The following is a 22,925-nucleotide window of genomic DNA, read 5'->3' on the forward strand; positions in this document are numbered from 1 at the left end:
ACCACAGGGCAGCCGGAAGCAACCCGGCCTTCCCTGCGCGAATGGTTTTAACGGCTTATGTCGTGATCTCCCCGGTGAGACGAGCTCTATTGCCACCGTCGCCGCGCGGATTCTTTGGCGTCTCGCATCCGGTTGGAGCAAGACGCCTCCCACGGGGTTGCGGCAGCTTCGGGCGCCAGGACCACACGATTTGACCGTCCGCGCACATCTCGCCCGGCGTTCGACGGCTGGCGTGTGCTCACCCTCGAAGCCTTGAGCGAAGAGGCTTTCAGCGCCGTTCGTCCACGCGAAAACCTTGCTCACGGACTTGAGGTCCGCCCTGCAACGCTCTTCGCGCCCGACGCAGTCGCGTCCACCGCATCCCAAGCCCGCGTTTCGTGACGACGTACGACCGCCCCTCGTATCGGGTGAGACAGGTCGCATATACGCCAATTCCGAATTCGGTAAAAGAGAAATATTTTTGATCCGGAGGGTTGACAGGATTTGAGACGATTTGCCCGCCGGGCAGCATTCGGCGTTTTCCGGGCCCCGTCACGCCGGGTGACGAGTCCGCGTCGAATGCCGAATGTGGCGAATCGCGCCGGCACGACCATGTTCCTTTGTTTGAAAAAGTCGAGAAACTTGTCTGTCGGGTAGGTTGGGTGGTTCGTGTGCCTACCATCCTTCGGCCGATCGCCGAAAGCGAATGCGAGGTGCGCAAAGGATTTGGCTCGGCCATTCCCGCCTTGTGCTCAGCCGAAGTTTTGCACGGCAGCGGATGGTGGAGCGGGTCCATGGCCGGGAGACGGCAGGGACGCTGTCCGGGTCGTCGGCGCCGCGCAGCATCCGCAGGTCAAATCTTTGAGGCGCAATGGGAACGATCATTTCGAGGCCTCGTTGTCGGCTATCTTTCCTCCACTCCGGGGTCCCCTCATGTACCACCATGTCAAGAAGCTGATGTTCACCGTGCGCGTCGACGAACCCGATCCTCGATTCGGCAATATGCTTCTTGAGCAGTTCGGCGGCGCTAACGGCGAACTTGCGGCCGCAATGCAATACTCGATCCAGGGACTGAACTGCGAAGATCCCGACCGCAAGGATCTCTTGATGGATATCGGGACGGAAGAGCTCAGCCATCTCGAGGTCGTGGGCTGCCTCGCGCGGATGCATCTCGCACCGTCGAAATTCGACCGCCAGGCTGCTGAAGCGGATCCGTTGATCGCGATTGCCGGAGGCGGTGGCATCAACCTGTTCAACTCGCAAGGCAATCCGTGGACGGCCGACTATCTCAAGATCACCGGCGAACTCGATGTCGACCTGCGCAGCAACATCGCCGCCGAAGCGCGCGCGAAGATCGTCTACGAGCGGCTGATCAATTTCTGCGACGACGCCGGGTCCAAGGACGCCCTGCAGTTCCTGATGACGCGCGAGATCACGCATATGAAGGCGTTTTCGCTGGCACTCGAAAGCCTGTCCAAACCGGCCTTCAGCATCGGCCGGATCGCGCCCACCCCAGGCCTCGTGAACCAGTTCTTCAACGATTCCACCGGCACGGGCGACCATGGCGAGATCGACACCTCCGGGCCATGGAACGAAGGCGGCGACTGGGTCTTCACGGAGTCACCAGCCCTGCAAGCCTCCGAGCCTGGCGGAGCCACGCCGATCGTGACCGAGAGCTCGCCCCCGGTGGACGAGGCAGGGCTCGGGGACCTCCTGCTCGAAGAGCTTCGCGACATCCTGCACGCCGAAAAGCAATTGACCAAGGCGCTGCCCAAAATGGCGCAAGCTGCACGGTTCGTCCAGTTGCGAGAGCTGTTCGAACAGCATCTGGCCGAAACCGAAAATCAGATCGAGCGCATCAATGAATGTTTCGAGCTGCTGGGCGAGAGTCCCCGCGCTAAACCATGCAAGGGCATGATGGGCCTGATAGAGGAAGGCACGGAAGTGATGAAGAAAGGCGAGGGAAAGGAAGATGCGGCCTCCGATCTCGGCCTGATCGCCGCCGCCCAGCGAATCGAACACTACGAAATGTCCGGCTATACTACTGCGCGCAATCTGGCCCAGCAGCTCCGGCACAGCGCGATCGTGGGGTTGCTGTGCAAATCCCTCGCGGAGGAAGAGAATGCCGACGTGCTTCTCAATCAGGTGTCGCGCTCGCTGATGTCCGTGGCCAAGATGCCGGCTGCTCTCGAACAGGCGGAATGACAAGTACGTTGCGCTCCGGTGCTCTCCACGCGCACCTGGCGACGGACCCTAGCCCGCCTTGCGGTGCCGGGCGGCGGAGCGATGGGCCTTCCGGGTAGGGCGATGGCGGCTTGTGGTGCGGCGCGAATGCGATCGTGACGCGCCCTTGCTCCCGCGTCCGCCCTTCAGGCTCTGCTTCAGCGCGTCCATCAGGCTGATGACGTTGTCGGGCCGCTCCTCGCGCACGGGAAGTTCGATCGGCTTGCCGGCAGCCTTGCGCTTGACCAGCGCTTTCAGCGCGTCCTCGTACTCGTCCTTGAATTTCGACGGATTGAAATGCGCGGCCTTGGTGTCGAGGATGTGTCCGGCGAGCTCGACCATGTCTTTGGTGATCTTCGGGCTCCTGATGTCTTCGAAGAACTGGTGCTCATCGCGCAGTTCGTAAGGATAACGCAGCGTGGTGCCGAGCAGGCCCTTGCCCAGCGGCTCGATCGCCATGACGTGCTCGCGGTTGGTGAGGACGATCCGCGCCAGCGCGACGCGGTCCTTGTCCCTCATGGCGTCGCGGATCACGGCGAAGGCGTCGGCCGCGACCTTGCCGCCCGGAGCGATGTAGTAGGGGTTGTTCAGAAAGCGCTGGTCGATCTCGGCCTTCGGCACGAAGCTGTCGATCTCGATGGTGTGGTTGCTTTCGATCTGGACCGCTTCCAATTCCTTCTTGTCGATCTCGACATATTCGCCCTTGCGCAGCTCGTAGCCGCGCGCCTTCTGGTCGCTTTCGATCGCCTCGCCGCTCTCGGAGTCGATCATCTGCTGCTTGAGGCGGTTGCCGGTGTCCTTGTTGATCAGGTGAAAGCGGGTCTTCTCGGCCGCGGTCGCCGCTGGATAGAGCACCACCGGGCAGGTGACGAGGGACAGCTTCAGAGTCCCTTTCCAATAGGCGCGGGGAGCCATTGCTATCTCCAGCGTTTTCAAGGCGTTCTCGGAACCCCAACGGATGTTCGGGGTTTTGGTTCCGGGTGGGCCTTCGGGCGTCGTAGGCTCTAACGCTTTCAGGAAGTGCGGGACCGGTTGTGCTGAGAAACCTCTCCACCTATCGAAAGAAGCGCGATTTCGACAGGACGCCGGAGCCGTCCGGCGAAGTCGCCGTGGCGCCGTCCAAACGTCGGCGCTTCGTCATCCAGAAGCACGACGCGACGCGGCTGCATTACGATCTCCGGCTCGAGTTCGACGGCGTCTTCAAGTCGTGGGCAGTGACAAAGGGGCCTTCGCTCGATCCTCACGACAAGCGCCTTGCCGTCGAGGTCGAAGACCATCCGCTCGACTACGGCGATTTCGAAGGCACCATTCCGGAAGGACAATATGGCGGGGGGACCGTCATGTTGTGGGACCGGGGCTATTGGGAGGCGGAGGACCCGGAAGCCGGCTTCAAGAAGGGCGACCTGAAGTTCACCCTTCATGGCGACAAGCTGCATGGCAGCTGGGTCCTGGTGCGCATGCGCAACGACCGCGCCGGCGGCAAGCGCACCAACTGGCTGTTGATCAAGCATCGCGACGAATATGCGCGCGAGGGCAGCGACAACAACATTCTCGAGGAGGACCACTCCGTCGCCTCCAGCCGCTCGATGGAACAGATTGCGGAACGCAAGGGACGCGCGCCTAAACCCTTCATGCTCGCGAAGGGCACGCGGGCCAGGGCCGATGCGGTGTGGCAGTCCGATCGCCCTGACAAGGCGGAGACGCGCACGATCAAGCCGGCACCGCGCATGGCTCTCAAGGCGAGGACGGCGGAAGTTGCCAGGGGCAGGCCGGTGGCCGGCAAGGAGCTGGAAGGCAAGCCCGTCTCTGCCATGCCGGATTTCGTGCCGCCGCAGCTCTGCACGCCGGTGGATCGACCGCCCGGCGGCGAGGGTTGGTGCCACGAGATCAAGTTCGACGGCTATCGCGTCCAGCTCAGGGTCGAGGGCGGCGAGGCCACGCTCAAGACCCGCAAGGGCCTCGACTGGACCGGCAAGTTCGGCGCGATCGCCAAGCAGGGTCGCGATCTGCCTGATGTCATGATCGACGGCGAGATCGTCGCGCTCGACCATAACGGCGCGCCGGACTTTTCCACCCTGCAGGCCGCGCTGTCCGACGGCAAGACCGAAAATCTCCTATTCTTTGCCTTCGACCTGCTGTTCGCCGATGGCATGGACCTTCGACGATTGCCGCTCTCGTTGCGCAAGGCGCGGCTGAAGAAGCTGCTCGAAGCGCGCGGCAAGGGCAAGGAGCGCCGGATTCGCTATGTCGAGCATTTCGAAAGTAGCGGCGATGCCGTCCTGCAGTCGGCCTGCAAGCTCGAGCTCGAAGGCGTGGTGTCGAAGAAGCTGGACGCGCCCTACCGCTCCGGGCGCACCGAGAGCTGGACCAAGGCCAAGTGCCGCGCCGGCCATGAAGTGGTGATCGGCGGCTGGAAGACCACCAGCGGCAAGTTCCGCTCGCTGATGGCGGGCGTCTATCGCGGCGATCATCTCGCCTATGTCGGGATGGTGGGCACCGGCTTCGGCGCCGACACGGTGAAGCGCATCATGCCAGCGTTGAAGAAGGCGGCGTCCGATACCAGCCCGTTCGGCGGCAAGAATGCGCCGCGCAAGACCCGCGACGTCCACTGGCTCAAGCCCGAACTGGTCGCCGAGATCGAGTTCGCGGGCTTCACCGCCGACGGCAATATCCGCCAGGCTTCCTTCAAGGGGCTGCGGCAGGACAAACCGGCGGCCGAGGTAGAGGCAGAAGCGCCTGCCAAGGCCGAGCTTGTCGAACCTGCGCCCAGGAAGGCGGCCAAGCCTCGCCGGGTGGCGTCCGAAGGCAAGAACGCGGAGGTGATGGGCGTGGTCATTTCCAAGCCGGAAAAGGAGTTGTGGCCGGACGGCGGCGACGGCGAGCCGGTGACCAAGCTCGAACTCGCGCGTTATCTCGAGGCCGTCGGCGAATGGATGATCGTCCATCTGAAAGGCCGCCCGTGCTCGCTGATCCGGGCGCCCGACGGCATCACCGGCGAATGCTTCTTCCAGCGCCACGCCATGCGCGGCACGTCGAACCTGGTCGAGCTCGCGAGGGTGTCGGGCGACCGCAAGCCTTACGTGCAGATCGACCGGATCGAGGGGCTAGCCGCGGTGGCGCAGATCGCCGCCGTCGAGTTGCACCCCTGGAATTGCGCGCCATACGCCTATGATACGCCGGGACGGCTGGTGTTCGATCTCGATCCCGCGCCGGACGTCGATTTCACCGACGTGATTGACGCGGCCAGGGACATGCGGCAGCGCCTTGCCGACCTCGGCATGGAAAGCTTCTGCAAGACCACCGGCGGCAAGGGACTGCACGTCGTGGTGCCGCTGCTCTACGGCGCCAGGGACAAGGTCAGCTGGAAGCAGGCCAAAGCGTTCGCACAGGGCGTTTGCCGATGGATGGCGGACGACGAGCCCGATCGCTTCCTGCTCAACATGTCCAAGCGCCTGCGCAAGGGAAAGATATTCCTCGACTACTTGCGCAACGACCGCATGTCGACCGCCGTGGCGCCGCTGTCGCCGCGCGCCCGCCAAGGCGCCACCGTCTCGATGCCGCTCACCTGGACCCAGGTGAAAAGCGACCTCGATCCCAAGCGCTACACGCTGCGCACCGTGCCGAAGCTGCTGGCGCGCAGCAAGGCGTGGCACGGCTATGACGATGCGGCATCGTCGATCAAGGCGGCGGCCGGGAAGCTGGCCGAGAAGGCATAGCCGTCGCGCACGTCATTCCGGGCTGCGCACGGCGCAGACCCGGAATCCCCCAAGTTGCGGCGCGACATTCCGGGTTCGCGCGGACGTGCCCCGGAACGACGGTGTTCGAAGAAGTGGTGCTGTTCAGATCCTTCCCATCAGCACGAGGATCAGCAGAATAATGATCACGAGCCCAAGCCCGCCGCCGCCATAATAGCCGGTGCCGTAGAACGGGCCGCCGCCGATGCCGCTGAAACCGCCGAGCAGGGCGATGATCAGGATAATCAAAATGATGGTTCCAATGGACATGCGAATCACTCCTCGGCCCTCGCCGTGAGGGCCGTTCAATCGGCTGGTCTGCTTTCGCCGTACAAACGGGTTCAACGTACAAAGGTTCCTGCTCTCGTGGCCGGGTGCGGCGCTGCCCCTTCATTTCGACGCGCGCCGAACTACATGAGAGGAGATTTGCAGAGAGTCTTGCGATGTCCGCACCGCTGGTCGTTTCGATTCCGCATCGCCTTGGCCGCGAGGAGGCGACGCGCCGCCTGAAAGGTGGCCTTGCGCGCGCCGCCGCGAGCGTCCCCGTGCTGAGCGTGGACGAGGAGCGCTGGCAGGGCGATCGCATGAACTTCCGCGTCCGCGCGCTCGGGCAGGTCGCCTCCGGCCAGATCGACGTCGCCGACGATCACGTTCGCCTCGAAGTCGTATTGCCGTGGCTGCTGCAGCGCTTTGCCGAAGTCGCCCAAACCGCCATTCGCAGCCGCGGGCAATTGCTGCTCACCAAGGACAAGTGAGCGCGGCCGATCAGGTCCACGTATTCAGGCGCGCACGCGTTTTCGTGGCAGCTTGGACGCAAGCTTGATCTGCGCTTGCAGCACCGCGGCGGGAAGCCGATCGAAGGCTTGCGAAAGCGGCAGCTCGCCTGCATCGAGCCCCGCTACGTCGTAGCCTCGCAGATCGACCGCGGCATCCCAGGCGTCGGCCGCGGGCCAGCGCCGGCCGGCATCGGTGAATGGCGCAAAACACCTTCCGACCACGGTGATCGCGGCATCGCGGCCGTGCCGGCGCGCAAAGGCAAGGACATGATCGGCGTGCGCCCCGCTTACCGGGAGCGGCTCGTAGTCGCCATGGGTGAACGTCTCGGCCCGTTCATTCCGCAGCTTGAGAAGCCGGCGGGTCCAGGCGAGCTTGACGTGGCCGTTGGGCCAGGCGCGGATGAGCGCAGGCCAGTCCGGCTTCTCCAGGCCGGCGAGCATGGATGCGCGGTCGCCGAAATCGACCGGGCGCCGGTTGTCGGGGTCGACCAGCGACAGGTCCCAGAATTCCGTTCCCTGATAGAAATCCGGTACGCCCGGAAGGGTCGCTTTCAGCGTGAGCTGACTGAGCGAATTGAGCGTGCCCAAGAGCGCGACGCGCTTGCCTAGCTCTTCGAGCGAGGCGAGAAACTCGGCCGAGCGCGAGCGGTCGAGAATCCTTTCGATGAATGTCCGCACGCCCGCTTCATAGCTGTCGTTGGGATTGAGCCAGCTCGTTTCCTCCTTGCCCTCGCGGGCGGCCTTGAGCGCATAGCCCTGGATGCGCTCGACAAGCACTTCATCGAGCCCGCCGGGCGGCCAGGCCCCGAGCAGCGTCTGGTAGAGCAAGTATTCGAAGGTGGTCGAGGGCGCGCGCATGTTGCCCTTCAGAACGATATGGGGTGCATTGAGCACCTTCCATCGCGCCACCGTGCCGGTCCATTCGCCGGCGATTTCGGAAAGCGCGGCCAGGCGCATGCGCGCGTCCTCGCCGCGCTTGGTGTCGTGGGTTGCAGTCGCGGTCATGCCATGCGGCCAGTCTTTCGCGCGCTCCTTCATCGTCTGGTGAAAGGCCGTGCTCGGGACGCCGTCGGCCGCCGGATTGCCGCCGACCTCGTTGAGCGCGAGCAGCCGGTGATAGCGATAGAAGGTGGTGTCCTCCAGCGACTTTGCCATCATCGGCCCGGTGAACTGCTGAACCTTGAACGCGAAGCGGCGCACGCGTGGCGCGCTGTGCGGGGGCCGGCCGGGCTTGATCAGGTCCATGGTCAGTGCCTCGCGCAGGAAGTCGAAGATGCCTTCGTCGGCGGCAAACCATTCCGTGCGGGCGCGTTCGATGGTCTCCGAGATCAGCGCGCGGTCATGCGCGGTTGGCCCGGCCGCCGTGAGGTAGGTCCGATAGACCGGGAAGTGCAGCACGTACAGTTCGAGCGCCTGGCGCAGGCTGTCGGCGGAATAGTCGCGCGTCGAATAATGGCCGTTGGCGATGCGCGCGAGCAGGCGGCTCAGCACGGTGAATTCGCTGGTGAGCAGCGTCTCCAGCACCCGGCGCTTTGCTTCCTTCAGGTAAGGCTCGAGCCGGGGCGGACGGTTGCTGATCTGTCGCCAGATCTCGTCGAGCGCGTCCGATCCCTTCTGGTCGATCAGCACACGGGTGAGGAGGTTCAGCCATTCGTAGCCGGTAGTGCCGGAAAGGTCGGCGAACTTTGGCAGCTTCTCGCCTTCGCCGAGAATCTTCTCGATCACCGTGTAGAAGGGCCTGGGGGCGCCGCCTTGCGCGTCGCGGACCAGCTTGCGCAGGCGCTGGCAATATTGTCCGGGATCGCGCAGGCCGTCGATGTGGTCGAGCCGCAGGCCATGCAGCCTGCCGTCCGCGATCAGCCGCTTCACCGTGCGATGGATGGCCTGGAAGGTGCCGGCATCCTCGACCCGCAGTCCAGCCAGCGTATTGATGTCGAAGAAGCGCCGGTAGTTGATGTCGCTCGAGGCCAATCGCCAATGTCCGAGCTTGTAGTGCTGGCGCTCGAGCAGATGGTGCAGGGCGAGCGTTCGCGCCGGCCGGTCCCTTGCGGCGCGATAGGCGAAAAGGCCGCGCTCGATGATCTCGGCGGCCCCGGGGATATTCTTCAGTTCGGCCTTGAAGATCGGGGCCTCGCTACGATTGGGACGGCGCAGGCCACGATAGTGCGAGGCGAGCGCGAGGACGTTACGTCCCGCCTCGCTGTCTTCCGCGCCGGCCTCCTTGACGATCACCCGCAACATTTCGTCATAACGCTCGGGCGCGATCGGCAGGCAGTGCTCGAAATACCAGGCGGCAAAGCTGCCCTCGCTTGCGTCAAACCGCAGCTCGATCTCGCCGCCTTCCAGTGCTTCGCCATAGGATGAGCCGAGGATCGGCAGCAGCACGCCGCCACGCGCGCGGTAGGGCAATTGCTCCCAGTCGATGTCGAAGGAAGGTGCGTGCGGCGAGCCCGGCCCCCATTCCAGCACGTCCAGCCACCAGGGATTGTCGGCGAAATGCACGCCGACATGGTTGGGGACGAAATCGAGTATCAGGCCGAGATCGTGCTGCTTCAAGGACTCGCTCAGGCGGGCAAAGCCCGCTTCGCCGCCGAGCTCCGGGTTGAGCTTGGTGTGGTCGACGATGTCGTAGCCGTGGGTTGAACCCTTGCGCGCCTTCATGAAGGGCGACGCATAGAGATGCGTGATGCCGAGCGCCTTCAGATAGGGGACGACTTCTGCCGCGCGTTCGAAATTGAAATCCGCGGTCAGCTGCAGGCGATAGGTCGCGATCGGAATGACCGGAGGCATGTCATCCTCCGAGGCGCCAGAACACCGACCAGGGCGGAAGGCTTGCGCCGGCTTCGCCGCCCCAGATCGGCGTGCCGACGGTCTCGTTCGGACCGGTGATTTCGCTGCCCGAGAGATTGGCGCTCAGGTGCAGCGTTTTGCCGTCACCCATCCGCCAATGTGCGGTCAGGAGGCCGACTTCAGTCGCGTTCGCCTTGCCGAAGCTGGCGCCGGCAAGGCGCGGCGTGATCTCCTGCCGTCGCACGAGAATCAGCTTGCGCGCCAGCGTGAGACGATCCTTGCCCGGGCCGGCTCTATCATCCCAGTCGAGCTTTGCGGCCGCGAACGTGGCCGGATCGAGCGGATCGGGAATCTCCTCGCCATATCTGGCGTAGGCCCAGTCGAATTCCCGGCGGCGGCCCTCGCGCACGGCCCTGGCAAGCTCGCCTTCGAAGCCGCAGAAGAACGGGAAAGGAGTCTTCGCGCCCCATTCCTCGCCCATGAACAGCATGGGTATCGATGGGGCGAGCAGCGTGATTGCGAGCGCCGCTTCGATCGCTTTCCGGTCGGCGATGGTCTCGATCCGGTCGCCGAGCGGCCGGTTCCCGATCTGGTCGTGGTTCTGCAGGAAGTCGACGAAGGCGGTCGGCGCAAGATCGCCGCTCGGCAATCCGCGCTTCCTTCCGCCGCGATGTTCGGAGACTTCGCCCTGGTAGACGAAGCCGGATCCGAGCGCGCGGGCGATGTCGCCACGCGGCGAGCGTTGATAGTCGCCGTAATAGCCCCGGCTTTCGCCGGTCAGGAACACGTGCCAGGCGTGGTGGTAGTCATCGTTCCACTGCGCGCGATATTTCCCTCGTGGCGGGTTGGCGCGGGAATCGAGCAGGTCCGATGCGTTGTCGTCGTTCTCCAGAACGAGATGAATATGGCGGCCGGTCTCTTTGACGAGATTGCCGACCGCAAGGCTGAGCTCGTGCAGGACGGAAGGTTCGCCGTGCTCGGCGACGGCATGCACGGCATCCAGCCGCAATCCGTCGAATCGGTAATCACGCAGCCAGTGGAGGGCGTTCCCGATCGCAAACGCGCGCACCTCCTCGATGCGATAGTCGATGGCGCTGCCCCAGGGCGTCTGGGCCTCGGTGAAGAACTGGGGCGCATAGCGGCCGAGATAATTTCCCTCGGGTCCGAAGTGGTTGTAGACCACATCGAGAAAGACCATCAGCCCGCGCAGGTGCGCCGCGTCGATCAGGCGCTTGAGGTCTTCGGGGCGGCCATAGGCGCTGTCGGGCGCGTACCACAGGACGCCGTCATAGCCCCAGTTGCGATTGCCCGCGAAATCGGCCAGCGGCATCAGTTCGAGCGCGGTTATTCCGGTCTCGAGCAGGTGGTCGAGCTTGTCGATCGTCGCGGCAAACGTGCCTTCCGGGGTGAACGTGCCGACATGCGCCTCCAGCAGCACGGTTTCGTGCCATGGCCGGCCGCGCCAACCCGTCGCGCGCCATACGAAGCTGTCGTGATCGATGACTTCGCTCGGGCCCGCGACATCGTGCGGCTGAAAGTCGGACGCGGGATCCGGCACGTCGAGCTCGTCGTCGATCCGGAATTTGTAGGTCGTGCCGGCTTTCAATCCAGCGACCGTGGCGGAAAACCATCCGCGTTCGTCGCGCTGCATTTCAACGGGCCTGTCCAGCACCACGTCGACGCGCCTTGCGGCCGGGGCCCAGATCCGGAAAGAGACGCCATCCCTCGTCAAAGTCGCGCCGAAGCGGCGCTCGTTTATGCCGTGCCTGTAAAGGCCAGCACCGAGCGGGGCGGAGCCTTGCTGTCGGCGCCGGGCAGGAACTCGACGGTGTTGAGCCTTGCCTCCGTCGTGTTCAGGATCTGCTGCCAGCTCTTGTATTCGGTTATTTTGGGTAATTTGAATGCGATCTCTTCGGGGGCGGCGTTCAAGACAATAAAGATCGCAGCGCCGCCTGGTTCCAACGGCCCGAGCACATACGCGAGAAATCGTCCCTCGGGAAAATTCCAGTCGGACTCTTTCATTTCTTCCGCGGCGGGCGTCAGCCACAGCACCCCGTAGGAGCCGTCCTTCCGCCGTCCATCGAGCCACCGTTGGCTGCGCAGCTGGGGAAATCGCCGGCGAATTTCGGTCATTTGACCGATGAAGTCGGTCATGTCCTCGCCTTCCAGGCCGAGGTTGTCCCAGCCCACCCAGCCGGTCTCGTTGTCCTGGCAATAGACGTTGTTGTTGCCGTGCTGCGCGTTGCCGACCTCGTCGCCGGCAAGGATCAACGGCGTGCCCTGGGCGAGAAAGAGGCAGGCGAGCTGGTTCCGCCGCAATTGCCGCCGCAGCTCGATGATCGTCGGATCGTCGGTAGCGCCCTCCACCCCGCAGTTATTGCTGTGGTTGTCGTTGGAGCCGTCGCGATTGCCCTCGCCATTGGCTTCGTTGTGCTTCTGGTTGTAGCTGAACAGGTCCGCCAGGGTGAAACCGTCATGCACGGTGATGTGATTGATGCTCGCGCGCGTCTTGCGGTGATCGTGGTTGAAGAGGTCGGAGGAGGCGGTCATCCGCCTTGACACATCGCCGATCAGGCTGCCTTCGCCGCTCCAGTAGCGGCGCATTGCGCTCCGATATCGGTCGTTCCATTCCGACCATTGCGACGGATAGGCGCCGACCTGATAGCCGCCAAGCCCGAGATCCCACGGCTCGGCGACGAGCTTGACGGTCGCAAGCACCGGATCCTGACGTACCGCCGCGAGGAAGGCGCCGCCGCGATCAAATCCGTTCGGGCCGCGCGCCAGCGTGGTGGCGAGATCGAAACGGAAGCCGTCGACGTGGCAGACCTCGACCCAGTAGCGCAGCGAGTCCATGACCAGCTGCAGCACGCGCGGATGGGTGAGGTTGACCGAGTTGCCGCAGCCGGTGAAATCATCGTAGTAGCGTCGGTTTTCGCGGCTCAGCCAGTAGTAGGAGGCGTTGTCGATGCCGCGAAAGCACAGCGTCGGGCCCATATGGTTGCCCTCGGCGGTGTGGTTGTAGACGACGTCGAGCATCACCTCGATACCGGCATCGTGCAGCCGCGCCACGGTGGTGCGGAACGAATCGAGCGGGTTGTCCTGGGCGTAGCGAGGTTCCGGCGCGAAGAAGGACAGCGTGTTGTAGCCCCAGTAGTTGACGAGCTTCTTTTCCACCAGCACGCGGTCGTCGACAAAGCCATGGATCGGCAGCAGCTCGATCGCGGTGATGCCGAGCCGCTTCAGGTGCTCGATCATGGCGGGCGAGGAGAGGCCGCCAAAGGTGCCACGCAGGTTCGGCGGCACGTCCTCGCGCTTGTTGGTCAGGCCCTTGACGTGCGCCTCATAGATGATGGTGTCTTCCCAGCGGATGCCGGGACTGATCTCGCGCCGTCCCCAGTTGAAGGTCTCGTCGACGACCACGGCCTTGGGCATGCCGCGCGCGTTGTCGCGTCGGTCGAACGACATGTCTTCGCGCGGACTGCCGGTGCGGTAGCCGAAATGGGCGTCGCTCCACACCAGCCGTCCCGCGACGCGCTTGGCATAGGGGTCGATCAGCAGCTTGTTTGGATTGAAGCGGTGGCCGTGCTCCGGCTCGTAGGGGCCGTAGACCCGATAGCCGTAAAGCTGGCCTGGCGAGACGTCGTTGAGATAGCCGTGCCAGACGTCTTCGGTGCGTTCCGGCAGCTCGATCCTTTCGAGTTCACGCCGGCCCTGGCTGTCGAACAGGCAGAGCTCGACCTTGCGCGCATTGGCGGAGAACAGCGCGAAGTTGGTCCCCCGGCCGTCCCAGCTTGCGCCAAGACGCGTGGATGTTCCGGCGGTCAGTCTCATGCGTCAGCTTTCCGGAACGAGGAAGATCGCGGCCAGGGGCGGGATGGTGAGGCTGAGCTCGGGTACGAGCCTGCCCTGCGTAGTGACTTCACCGACGTTTCCGACATTGCTGCCGCCATAGTGCGCGGAATCCGAATTGAGCACCTCGTGCCACTTGCCCGGGAATGGCACGCGGACCCGGTAGTCATGATATACGTTGGGCGAGAAATTTACGACCACGAGGCAGCGTGAGCGGGCCTCGTTGCCCTTGCGCATCCAGGCGAACACGTTGCGGTCGGCATCGTCGCTGATGATCCATTCGAAGCCGGCCGAATCGCAATCCAGCTCATGCAGCGCCGGCAGGGCGCGATAGAGCCGATTGAGGTCGCGGACCAGCGCCTTTATGCCGGCATGGCGTTCCTGCTCGAGCAGATGCCAGTCCAGCGAGCTGTCGTGATTCCATTCACGCTCCTGGGCGAACTCGTTGCCCATGAACAGCAGCTTCTTGCCGGGATGGCCGAACATGAAGCCGTAATAGGCGCGCAGGTTCGCAAAGCGCTGCCAAGCGTCGCCCGGCATGCGCCCCAGGACGGAGCGCTTGCCGTGCACCACTTCATCATGCGACAGCGGCAGGATGAAGTTCTCGGAAAAGGCGTAGTGCAGCCCGAACAGCATGTCGCCGTGGTGGTACCTGCGATGGATCGGATCCTTGCTGATGTAGTTGAGCGTATCGTGCATCCAGCCCATGTTCCACTTGTAGCCGAAGCCGAGCCCGCCATGTTCGACCGGTCGCGACACCTGCGGCCAGGCGGTCGACTCTTCCGCGGCGGTGGTCGCCTGCGGGAAGCGGCCGAACACTTCGGTGTTGAAGCGGCGCAGGAAGGAGATGGCTTCCAGGTTTTCCCGTCCGCCCTCCCGGTTGGGAATCCAGCTGCCGTACGGCCGGCTGTAGTCGAGATAGAGCATCGAGGCGACGGCATCGACGCGCAGGCCGTCGACGCCATAGCGATCGAGCCAGAACAGCGCGTTAGAGACCAGGAAATTGACCACTTCGGTGCGGCCGTAATTGTAGATCAGGGTGCCCCAGTCCTGATGGCGGCCCTGCAGCGGATTGGCGTGCTCGTAGAGCGCGGTGCCGTCGAAATGGGCGAGCCCGTGCGGGTCATCGGGGAAATGTGCGGGCACCCAGTCGAGCAGGACGCCAAGACCCTCGCGGTGGCAGGCATCGACGAGCGCGGCAAAATCCTCAGGTGCGCCGAAACGGCTGGTCGGCGCGTATAGCCCGGTCGGCTGATAGCCCCAGGAGCCGTCGAACGGGTGCTCGCTCACAGGCAGGAATTCGAGGTGAGTGAAGCCCATGTCGCGCGCGTAGGCCGTAAGCTGTTCGGCGAGATCGCGATAGGACAGCCACTCATTCTGGCCATTGCGCCGCCACGAGCCGAGATGGACCTCGTAGATCGAGATCGCCGAGGCGAGCGCGTTGATTCGCTCGGGAGCCGGGCGCGGCCGGGGCAGCCTTGCCTCGTCAAAAACGATGGACGCGGTGTTCGGCCGCAATTCGCTGGCAAAGGCCAGGGGATCGGATTTTAGTGGTAAATTGCCACCGTGAGGACCGATGATGTCGAACTTGTAGCGGTCGCCCGGCTTGGCATGCGGGACGAACAACTCCCAATAGCCGACACCGCGCACGCGCATCGGATGTCGCCGGGCGTCCCAGCAATTGAAATCTCCGACCACGCTGACGCGCCGGGCGTTCGGCGCCAGCACCACGAAGGCGACGCCGTCGACGCCCTCGAGCGTCATCGGATGTGCGCCGAGCATTTCGTAGAGGCGCTGGTGGGTGCCCTCGCCGAGCAGGTAAAGGTCGAATTCGCCCAGGATCGGCGGGAAGCGGTAAGGGTCGTCGAATTCGACGACATTGTCGCCGAACCGGGCGCGCAACTGGTAGCGCTTCGAGCCGTTCGGAAACGTCCCGGCAAACAGCCCGGCCTCATGGATGCGCTCGAGCTTTGCGACCTCGCCATGCTCGCCGACCGCCTCGACGTCGACGGCCTCGGGCAGGAAGGCGCGGATCACGGCCTTATCGCCCTCGGGGTGACGCCCAAGGTAGTGAAAAGGATCGGAGTGGCGACCTTCGATGATCGCATAGGCCTCGGTAGGCAGGTTATTCATCACCTTCGCTCGCGGGCTCGTAGAGTGTTCGAAGCACCCCGGTCAATGGCACGCGCAGCCAGTCGGGCCGGTGGGCCAACTCATATTCGACCTCGTACAATGCTTTTTCCAGCAGGAAGAAATCAAGCAAACCATTGGCCGAATGCGCATCCACCGGCCACAGGCGCTTGTTGGTCATGGTCTCGCGGTAGCTATTGAGGAAAGCGGCCGTCGAGCGCTCGCGCCACTCGGCGAGCGCGGTCGCAAGCCGGCCGTGCTCGTCGGGGGCGACCTTGATCGCCCTGTCGAGTGCCGCCGTGACGGAATAGTCGATCGAGCGAATCAGCCCGGCGACGTCGCGCGCGGCTGGCGCCTTGCGCCGCCGCTCGGCCAACGACCGGCGCGGCTCGCCCTCGAAGTCGATGATGAAGATGTCGTCCTTCACAATCAAGATCTGCCCGAGGTGGAAGTCACCATGATGACGGATAGTCAGCCCGTCGACGTCGGCGGGCAACAACAGGTGCAGCCGGCCGGGCAACGACGCCGTGCGGGCCAGGAATTGATCGAGCAGGGGCCGGTCGACCTCCTTGATCATCTCCCGCCGCCGGCTCAAAGCAGCACAGACGCGCTCGGCGCGGGCCAGAATGTCGTCAATCCAGCGCTGCACGTCTTCGGGGCGGATCGGCTCGGGCGCAAAGTCCGCCATTTCAGTGTCGGCGGCTAGCGCCATGTGCAATTCGGCAAGACGCCGGCCGGTATGAGAGATGAGGCGGGAGTAGGGCGCCAGCTCCTCGCTGTCTCCCGGGGCCTCCGCGCCGGTCAGCAGGCGTTGCTCGTCGACATGGCGATCGAGATAGGCCGATGTCACGGTCCAGCCGTCGCCCTGGTTTGCAACGAAGGCATGGACGACGCCTATGGCGCTGCGCTCTTCGCCATCGACCAGTTCGACGCTGCCGAGCAGCGCCGGCGTGTTGGCGAAGCCGGCAACCTCGGTGAGATAATGCCCCATCTCGATCTCGGGATTGATGCCGCTCTCGAGCTTGCGATAGATCTTGACCACGTATCGGTTGTCGACCAGCGCGGTGCTGTTGGACTGCTCCGTCTCGACGGCGCGCACCCGCTCCGGCTGCGTGGCGTCCCACTCGGCAAACTTGCTGGTCGGCCTGAACTCGAGCCTGAGTCCGTTTTCCTCGATAACCAGCGACTGGCTGAGGTTGCGAAGCAGAAGCGCTATGAAGATTTGCTCGGACCCGACGTCCAGCAGCGTTCCTTCCCGTGCGCCCTGGCGCACGGCAGCAAAGGCCCTCGGATTGTAGCGCTCGCGATCGAACCGAACCCAGTCGATCTGCATCGGCAGCACATAGCGCGAGCGGACGCCGTGCTGCGTGGTCTCGAAGAAGGCAAGCCACGGCCGGTTGTCGCCGATGTCGCAGAACGGCACGGCCGAGGTGACTCTCGGATGAATTTCCTTCGGGTTACGCTCGGGATACCAGCGTGTCCGCGCCAGAAAGCCCGGCAGGACGTCTCGTTCGAACACACTTCGGGTGTGGGCGAGCGAAACCCAGGTGGAGTTTACCGGCACGACGAGGGTCTCGAACTCCTGCACCGCGCGCGGGATCACCGGCTCCGACTTATCGCGCTCCTGGAGCTGGAACCAGTAGAAGCCATAAGGGGCGAGCGTGATCATGTAGGGCAGTTCGCCGATCGCGGGAAAGCGCGTGCGGCCGAGCATCTCCAGGGGGATGCGCTCCTTCCAGGGCGCAAGATCGAGCTCGGTCGCCTGTGCAGCGCGGGACAGGTTCGCGACGCACAGAATGACCTCGTCGCCAAATTGCCGGACATAGGCGATGACCGCGCGGTTGGCCGGGCGGATGAAGGTCATGCTGCCGCGCCCGAAGGCGAGGGTTGATTTCCGTACCGAGATCAGCCGTTTGGTGGCGCTGAGCAGCGAGGACAGGCTGCGCGACTGCGCCTCGACGTTGACCGCCTCGTAGCCGTAGACCGGGTCCATGATCAGCGGCGCGTAAAGCCGCGCCGGATCGCAGCGCGAGAAGCCGCCGTTGCGGTCCGGGCTCCATTGCATCGGCGTGCGCACGCCGTTGCGGTCGCCGAGGTAGATGTTGTCGCCCATGCCGATCTCGTCGCCGTAATAGATGATCGGCGTGCCGGGGAACGACAGCAGCAGCGAGTTCATCAGCTCGATCTTGCGCCGATCGTTGTCCATCAGCGGCGCAAGGCGCCGGCGAATGCCGAGATTGATGCGGGCGCGGGGGTCGGTCGCATAGGTCGACCACAGATAATCGCGCTCGACGTCGGTCACCATTTCCAGCGTCAGTTCGTCGTGGTTGCGCAGGAACAGCGCCCATTGGCAATTCGACGGTATCTCCGGCGTCTGGCGCAGGATGTCGGTGATCGGGAAGCGGTCCTCCTGCGCGATGGCCATGTAGATGCGCGGCATCAGCGGGAAGTGATAGGCCATGTGGCATTCATCGCCACGGCCGAAATATTCCTGCACGTCCTCCGGCCATTGATTGGCTTCCGCGAGCAGCAGCTTGCCCTTGGCATAGGCATCGAGCTCCTGTCGCAGCTTCTTGATGATGGCATGAGTCTCGGGCAGGTTTTCGTTGCTGGTGCCCTCGCGCTCGCACAAATAGGGAATGGCGTCGAGCCGGAAGCCGTCGACGCCGGCGTCGAGCCAGCGCTTCATGACCTGGAGGATGGCGCTGACCACGCGAGGATTGTCAAAGTTGAGATCCGGCTGGTGCGAGAAGAAGCGGTGCCAGTAGAATGCGCCGGCTTCCGGATCCCACGTCCAGTTCGACTTCTCCGTGTCGGTGAAGATGATGCGCGTGCCGGCGTATTTCTGGTCGATATCGCTCCAGACATACCAGTTGCGCGCGCTCGAATGCGGCGGACTGCGCCGGGCCCGCTTGAACCAATCGTGCTGGTCGGAGGTGTGGTTGACGACGAGCTCGGTGATCACCCGCAAGCCCCTCCGCTGAGCCTCCTGGATGAAGCGCTTGAAGTCCTTCATCGTCCCGAAGACGGGATTGATCGAGCCATAGTCGGCGATGTCGTAACCGTCGTCGCGGCCGGGTGAGGGATAGAACGGCAGCAGCCACAGCGCGGTGACGCCGAGATCCTGCAAATAGCCGAGCTTCTCCGTAAGCCCGGCGAAGTCGCCGACGCCGTCATTGTTGCTGTCGGCGAAGGCCTTGACGTGAAGCTGGTAGACGATGGCATCCTTGTACCAAAGCTCGTCGACGACCTCAGTCGTCCGCACTTCCCTGGTCTCTATCGAGGACAGCACGTTCATGACGCGTCTCACGCCAGGCAGCGGAACAGCAGCGCAGGATCGCGCGACGGATCGATGCGCAGGCGGATGCCACCCCATTCGATCGGCGACCGCTCGCCGGTCATGATGTTTTCGAGGGCGGCGGCGTGCCGGCGCTGGCCGTCCACCAGGATCTGCACGTCGCCGAGATGAAACCAGAATTCGTGGACGTCACGCGACAGGGCGATCGCCACTGCGACCGTATTTGTCCGGTCGGCCGATTCTTTCACGAAACCGATGACATTGCCATCCTCAATGCCGAGGAAACGCAGCCTCTCGGTCTGCTGCAACGCCGTGTTCTCGCGGCGGGCACGGTTGAGTTCACGGATGTAAGCCTTGATGTTGCCGGGCTTGTCCCAGTCGCGCACCTTGATCTCGTATTTTTCGGAATCGAGGTATTCCTCGCGGCCGGGAATCGGCTCGTGCTCCAGGAGCTCGAAGCCGTTGTAGATGCCATAGCTGCTCGACAGCGTCGACGCCAGCGCGACACGCGACTTGAACATCCACCGTTCGCCGCCTTGCAGGTGAAAGGGCAGGATGTCGGGCGTGTTGACGAAGAAGTTGGGGCGATAGAAATCGCGCTCGGGATAGCGCGTGAGCTCGGACAGGTACTGCTCGAGCTCCCATTTCTGCGTCCGCCAGGTGAAGTAGGTGTAGGACTGGGTGAAGCCGAGCTTTGCCAGCCCCTTCATCAATTTCGGCCGGGTAAAGGCCTCCGACAGGAAGATGACTTCGGGATGACGGAGCTGGATCTCGCGGATCAGCCACTCCCAGAACCGCAGGGGCTTGGTGTGCGGATTGTCGACGCGGAAGATCTTCACTCCCTGAGCGATCCAGAACAGCACGACGTCGCGCAACGCCTTCCACAGCGCTCCCGCGTCCTCGCAGGCGAAGTCGGGATTGACGATGTCTTCGTATTTCTTGGGCGGATTTTCGGCATAGCGGATCGAGCCGTCCGGCCGCCGCTTGAACCATTGCGGATGTTCCTTCAACCAGGGGTGATCGGGCGAGCACTGGACGGCGAAGTCGAGCGCCACCTCCAGCCCGTGCTCGTTGCAGGCGGCCACGAGCTCGCGAAAATCCTCCAGCGTCCCCAATTCCGGATGGACAGCATCATGGCCGCCCTCGGCGGCGCCGATCGCATAGGGACTGCCGGGATCGCCTTCGGCCGCAGTGACCGCGTTGTTGCGGCCCTTGCGGTTGGTCCGGCCGATCGGATGGATCGGCGTGAAATAGAGCACGTCAAAACCCATGGCGGCGACGTCGGGCAGGCGCGCGATGCAATCCTTGAACGTACCGTGCTGGCCGGGAATGGTGCCCTGGCTGCGCGGGATCATTTCATACCAGGTGCTGTAGCGTGCCTTCGCCCGATCGGCCACCAGCGGGAACAGCGGCGAGCGGGTCAGGTCCGGGTGCGACTGGCTCTCGGCCATCGCCTCGTTCAGTTCGGGCGCGAGCAGCGGCGCGACCTCGCCGGTCTGCAGGTAGTCTTCGCATTGTCTGAGGATGATCGCCGCGGCTTCTTGTCGCGCGCCGTAAGCCTTGGTCAACATGGACGCCCCTTCGATCGCGTCGAGCGTGACGTCGGCGCCGGCCATGTGCTTGAGCTGAAGGCTGCGCCGCCAGGTCGCGAACTCGTCGGTCCACGCTTCAATGGCATAGACGTAACGCCCGGGCTCGGGGGGCACGAACGAGGCGCTCCAGCGGTCATTGCTGTGGTGGGTCATCGGCTTGCGATGCCACTCCCGTTCGCGCTCGGCTCGCCAGAGGAGGGCGGCGCCGAGGGTGTCGTGCCCATCGCGATAGATATCCGCCCAGACCTCGAATCGCTCCCCCGCGATGCGCTTCACCAGAAAACGGCCGCCGTCGATCAGCGGATAGACATCTTCGATGTGAAAGGCACCGCCCACCGCGGCGCTCTCGACAGTTTGAGTTGTCTTGTTCACGGTGATGCCATTGACATGGATGCCCGCTCCCGTTTCCAATTTGGAAACGAGACGCTTGGTATCCATATACAAAGCCGCTCGCCTGCCTTTGGTTCCCTGCGGAACTGCGGCGGTGGCCAGAGAGTTAGAGGCGGTTATCGGTCCTTCCTTGAGCAATAAAGCTGTGACGCCTCCGGATCTTATCTGCAAACTGCGTGCCTAATGGATCTTTTCACTCAAGCCAAAATCCGGGGAGTTCAGGCCGAGTATTATGACGGTCAGGGCCGCCATCGGGTGACCGAGGCCGCCGCGTTGGGGGCGATCCTCGACGCCCTGCCGCAGCAAAGCCCGCACCGGTTCGTCAGCGGACCCGTTGTCGTCCGCATCGGCCGGCCTTCCCCGACCGAAATCGGCGAGGGCGCCTCACTTCCGCTGCGCTGGAAAATCCTTGACCGCGCAACGATCGTGGCCCAGGGCGAGACCAGCGAGCGCCGTATCACGTGGCCGTCCGACCTGAAGACGGGCTACTACCGCCTGCATCTCGTCGATGTCGAGGGATCGGAAGAACAGGCTCCTCTGATCGTTACACCGGAGCGGGCCTATGCCGGCGATTTCGACCGCTGCTGGCTCCTCGCCGTGCAGCTCTACAGCATCCGTTCCGGACGCAATTGGGGGATCGGTGATTTCACCGATCTTCAAACCCTGGTTGCGCTGGCGCATGGGCTCGGTGCCGCCGGCGTCGGGCTCAATCCGCTCCACGCGCTGTTCGACGATCGGCCGTCCGATTGCAGCCCGTACTCGCCGAACAGCCGGTTGTTCCTCAACCCGCTCTATATCGATCTCGAGCAGATCCCGGAGTTTTCGCCACAAGAGTTTCCGGATGCATACGCCGCGGCGAGGCGTTTGCGGGAAAGCGACATCGTCCATTATGTCGGGGTCGCCGAACTGAAACGGCGCGCCTTGCGGGATACGTTCGACAAATTCGCCAGCGATGCCCTTTCCCCGCGGCGGCAGGAGTTTGAGCAGTATCGCGCCGAGCGCGCGCCGCTGCTGTCGCGCTTTGCCTGCTTCGAAGTTCTGCGCCATCGCTATGGCAAGCCGTGGTGGGAATGGCCCGAAGAGTGGCGCGCGCCCGACGACAAGAAGTGTGCCGAGCTGCGTCACGGCCCCGACGGACGAGAGGTCGAGTTCATCGAGTTCGTGCAGTGGACTGCGGACCGGCAGTTGCATGCGTGCAAGGAGATCGCCGGCCGGTTCGGCATGAAAGTCGGTCTCTACCTCGACGTCGCGGTCGGAGTGCAAGCTGACGGCTTCGATGCCTGGAACGAGCAGGCTGCGATTTCCCGCCAGCTCGCCGTCGGCGCGCCGCCGGATGCGTTGAACACGGCCGGCCAGGACTGGGGGCTGGCGGGCTTCAACGCCGGCGGCCTCGAGCTGCAATCGTTCGAGCCTTTCGCCGAGATGCTGCGGGCCTCGATGCGCCATGCCGGTGCGATCCGGCTCGACCACGTCCTGGGGCTGAAGCGACTCTACCTCGTGCCGAGCGGCTTCAAGCCCGACAACGGCGCCTATGTGCAGATGCCGTTCGAGGCCCTGCTGGCCGCGGTCGCGCTGGAGAGCTGTGCCAACCGCTGCATCGTGATCGGCGAAGACCTCGGCACGGTGCCGGAGGGCTTCCGCGAGCAGATGCGCGACTGGGGCCTCTGGTCCTATCTCGTGATGATGTTTGAACGCGACGACGGCAGATTCCGCGGCATCGACCATTTCGCCGAGAATGCGCTCGTCACGTTCAACACGCATGATCTTGCGACCTACGCCGGCTGGCGGGGTTTCCACGATCTGATGCTGAAGCGCTCCCTGGGCATGGATCCCGGCGAGAGCGACGAGGCGCGCTGGCGTGCGCTGGGCATGCTGGACGAGGCGCTGCGCCGTCACGGCATCCAAGGGCACGATTTCTGGTCGGTGCTGGGTTTCCTCGCGCGGACCCGCTCCCGGCTCCTGGCGATCTCGCTCGAGGACCTGCTCGGCGTCGTCGATCAACCCAACATTCCCGGCACTGTCAACGAACATCCGAACTGGCGTCAGCGGCTGCCCGTCGCGCTCGACCGCATCGCGGCCGCCATCGACGTGGATGCCCTCAAGGCTGCGACACGGGAGCGGTCCGGTACCTGCTGAGAACGAGGCAATTTCACGGATGAGGCGA

At 64.0% G+C, this 22,925-nt stretch carries 12 protein-coding genes; 4 read left to right on the top strand and 8 right to left on the bottom strand.

Annotated features, from left to right (window positions below; translation table 11 throughout):
* The first annotated feature begins 912 nt into the window (after positions 1 to 912).
* Positions 913 to 2,184: a DUF892 family protein gene (locus HY852_RS26805; protein WP_291607979.1), complete on the top strand. Its 1,272-nt coding sequence runs from the start codon at positions 913 to 915 to the stop codon at positions 2,182 to 2,184.
* A 48-nt stretch (positions 2,185 to 2,232) separates the two neighbouring features.
* Here HY852_RS26805 and HY852_RS26810 read toward each other — a convergent pair whose 3' ends face one another.
* A complete protein-coding gene (locus tag HY852_RS26810) occupies positions 2,233 to 3,117 on the bottom strand; it encodes a Ku protein (protein ID WP_291607980.1) in 885 nt (294 codons plus the stop codon).
* 119 nt (positions 3,118 to 3,236) lie between these two features.
* On the opposite strand from HY852_RS26810, the gene ligD reads away from it, so the two are divergent.
* On the top strand, positions 3,237 to 5,918 hold the full coding sequence (gene ligD / locus HY852_RS26815; RefSeq protein ID WP_291607981.1) for a DNA ligase D: 2,682 nt from the start codon (positions 3,237 to 3,239) through the stop codon (positions 5,916 to 5,918).
* A gap of 123 nt (positions 5,919 to 6,041) precedes the next feature.
* Here ligD and HY852_RS26820 read toward each other — a convergent pair whose 3' ends face one another.
* Positions 6,042 to 6,206 carry a DUF3309 family protein gene (locus tag HY852_RS26820; protein WP_291607982.1) on the bottom strand — a complete coding sequence of 55 codons (165 nt, stop codon included), beginning with the start codon at positions 6,204 to 6,206 and terminating at the stop codon, positions 6,042 to 6,044.
* Between the two features lie 173 nt (positions 6,207 to 6,379).
* Between HY852_RS26820 and HY852_RS26825 the strand changes: the two genes are divergently transcribed.
* Positions 6,380 to 6,691 carry a polyhydroxyalkanoic acid system family protein gene (locus tag HY852_RS26825; RefSeq protein WP_291607983.1) on the top strand — a complete coding sequence of 104 codons (312 nt, stop codon included), beginning with the start codon at positions 6,380 to 6,382 and terminating at the stop codon, positions 6,689 to 6,691.
* A 24-nt stretch (positions 6,692 to 6,715) separates the two neighbouring features.
* Here HY852_RS26825 and treY read toward each other — a convergent pair whose 3' ends face one another.
* Genes treY through HY852_RS26855 form a run of 6 tightly spaced genes read right to left on the bottom strand, consistent with a single transcriptional unit; the run spans position 6,716 to position 20,743 of the window.
* On the bottom strand, positions 6,716 to 9,502 hold the full coding sequence (gene treY, locus HY852_RS26830; RefSeq protein WP_291607984.1) for a malto-oligosyltrehalose synthase: 2,787 nt from the start codon (positions 9,500 to 9,502) through the stop codon (positions 6,716 to 6,718).
* Between the two features lies 1 nt (position 9,503).
* Positions 9,504 to 11,261, bottom strand: coding sequence for a malto-oligosyltrehalose trehalohydrolase (gene treZ / locus HY852_RS26835; RefSeq protein WP_291608108.1), 1,758 nt, complete (start codon positions 11,259 to 11,261; stop codon positions 9,504 to 9,506).
* Positions 11,258 to 13,333, bottom strand: a complete 2,076-nt coding sequence (glgX, locus tag HY852_RS26840) for a glycogen debranching protein GlgX (RefSeq protein ID WP_291607985.1) — start codon at positions 13,331 to 13,333, stop codon at positions 11,258 to 11,260. Before glgX ends, treZ begins: the two co-directional genes overlap by 4 nt.
* A gap of 3 nt (positions 13,334 to 13,336) precedes the next feature.
* Complete coding sequence (gene glgB, locus HY852_RS26845; protein WP_291607986.1) at positions 13,337 to 15,484, bottom strand: 1,4-alpha-glucan branching protein GlgB; 2,148 nt, start codon at positions 15,482 to 15,484, stop codon at positions 13,337 to 13,339.
* Positions 15,477 to 18,779: a maltose alpha-D-glucosyltransferase gene (gene treS, locus HY852_RS26850; RefSeq protein ID WP_291607987.1), complete on the bottom strand. Its 3,303-nt coding sequence runs from the start codon at positions 18,777 to 18,779 to the stop codon at positions 15,477 to 15,479. The genes glgB and treS overlap by 8 nt, the downstream gene beginning before the upstream one ends.
* A gap of 8 nt (positions 18,780 to 18,787) precedes the next feature.
* Positions 18,788 to 20,743, bottom strand: coding sequence for an alpha-1,4-glucan--maltose-1-phosphate maltosyltransferase (locus HY852_RS26855; RefSeq protein WP_291608109.1), 1,956 nt, complete (start codon positions 20,741 to 20,743; stop codon positions 18,788 to 18,790).
* A 201-nt stretch (positions 20,744 to 20,944) separates the two neighbouring features.
* On the opposite strand from HY852_RS26855, the gene malQ reads away from it, so the two are divergent.
* Positions 20,945 to 22,897: a 4-alpha-glucanotransferase gene (malQ, locus tag HY852_RS26860; RefSeq protein ID WP_291607988.1), complete on the top strand. Its 1,953-nt coding sequence runs from the start codon at positions 20,945 to 20,947 to the stop codon at positions 22,895 to 22,897.
* Positions 22,898 to 22,925 lie beyond the last annotated feature (28 nt).

The organism is Bradyrhizobium sp. (assembly GCF_016213215.1).
Classification (GTDB): Bacteria; Pseudomonadota; Alphaproteobacteria; order Rhizobiales; family Xanthobacteraceae; genus Bradyrhizobium.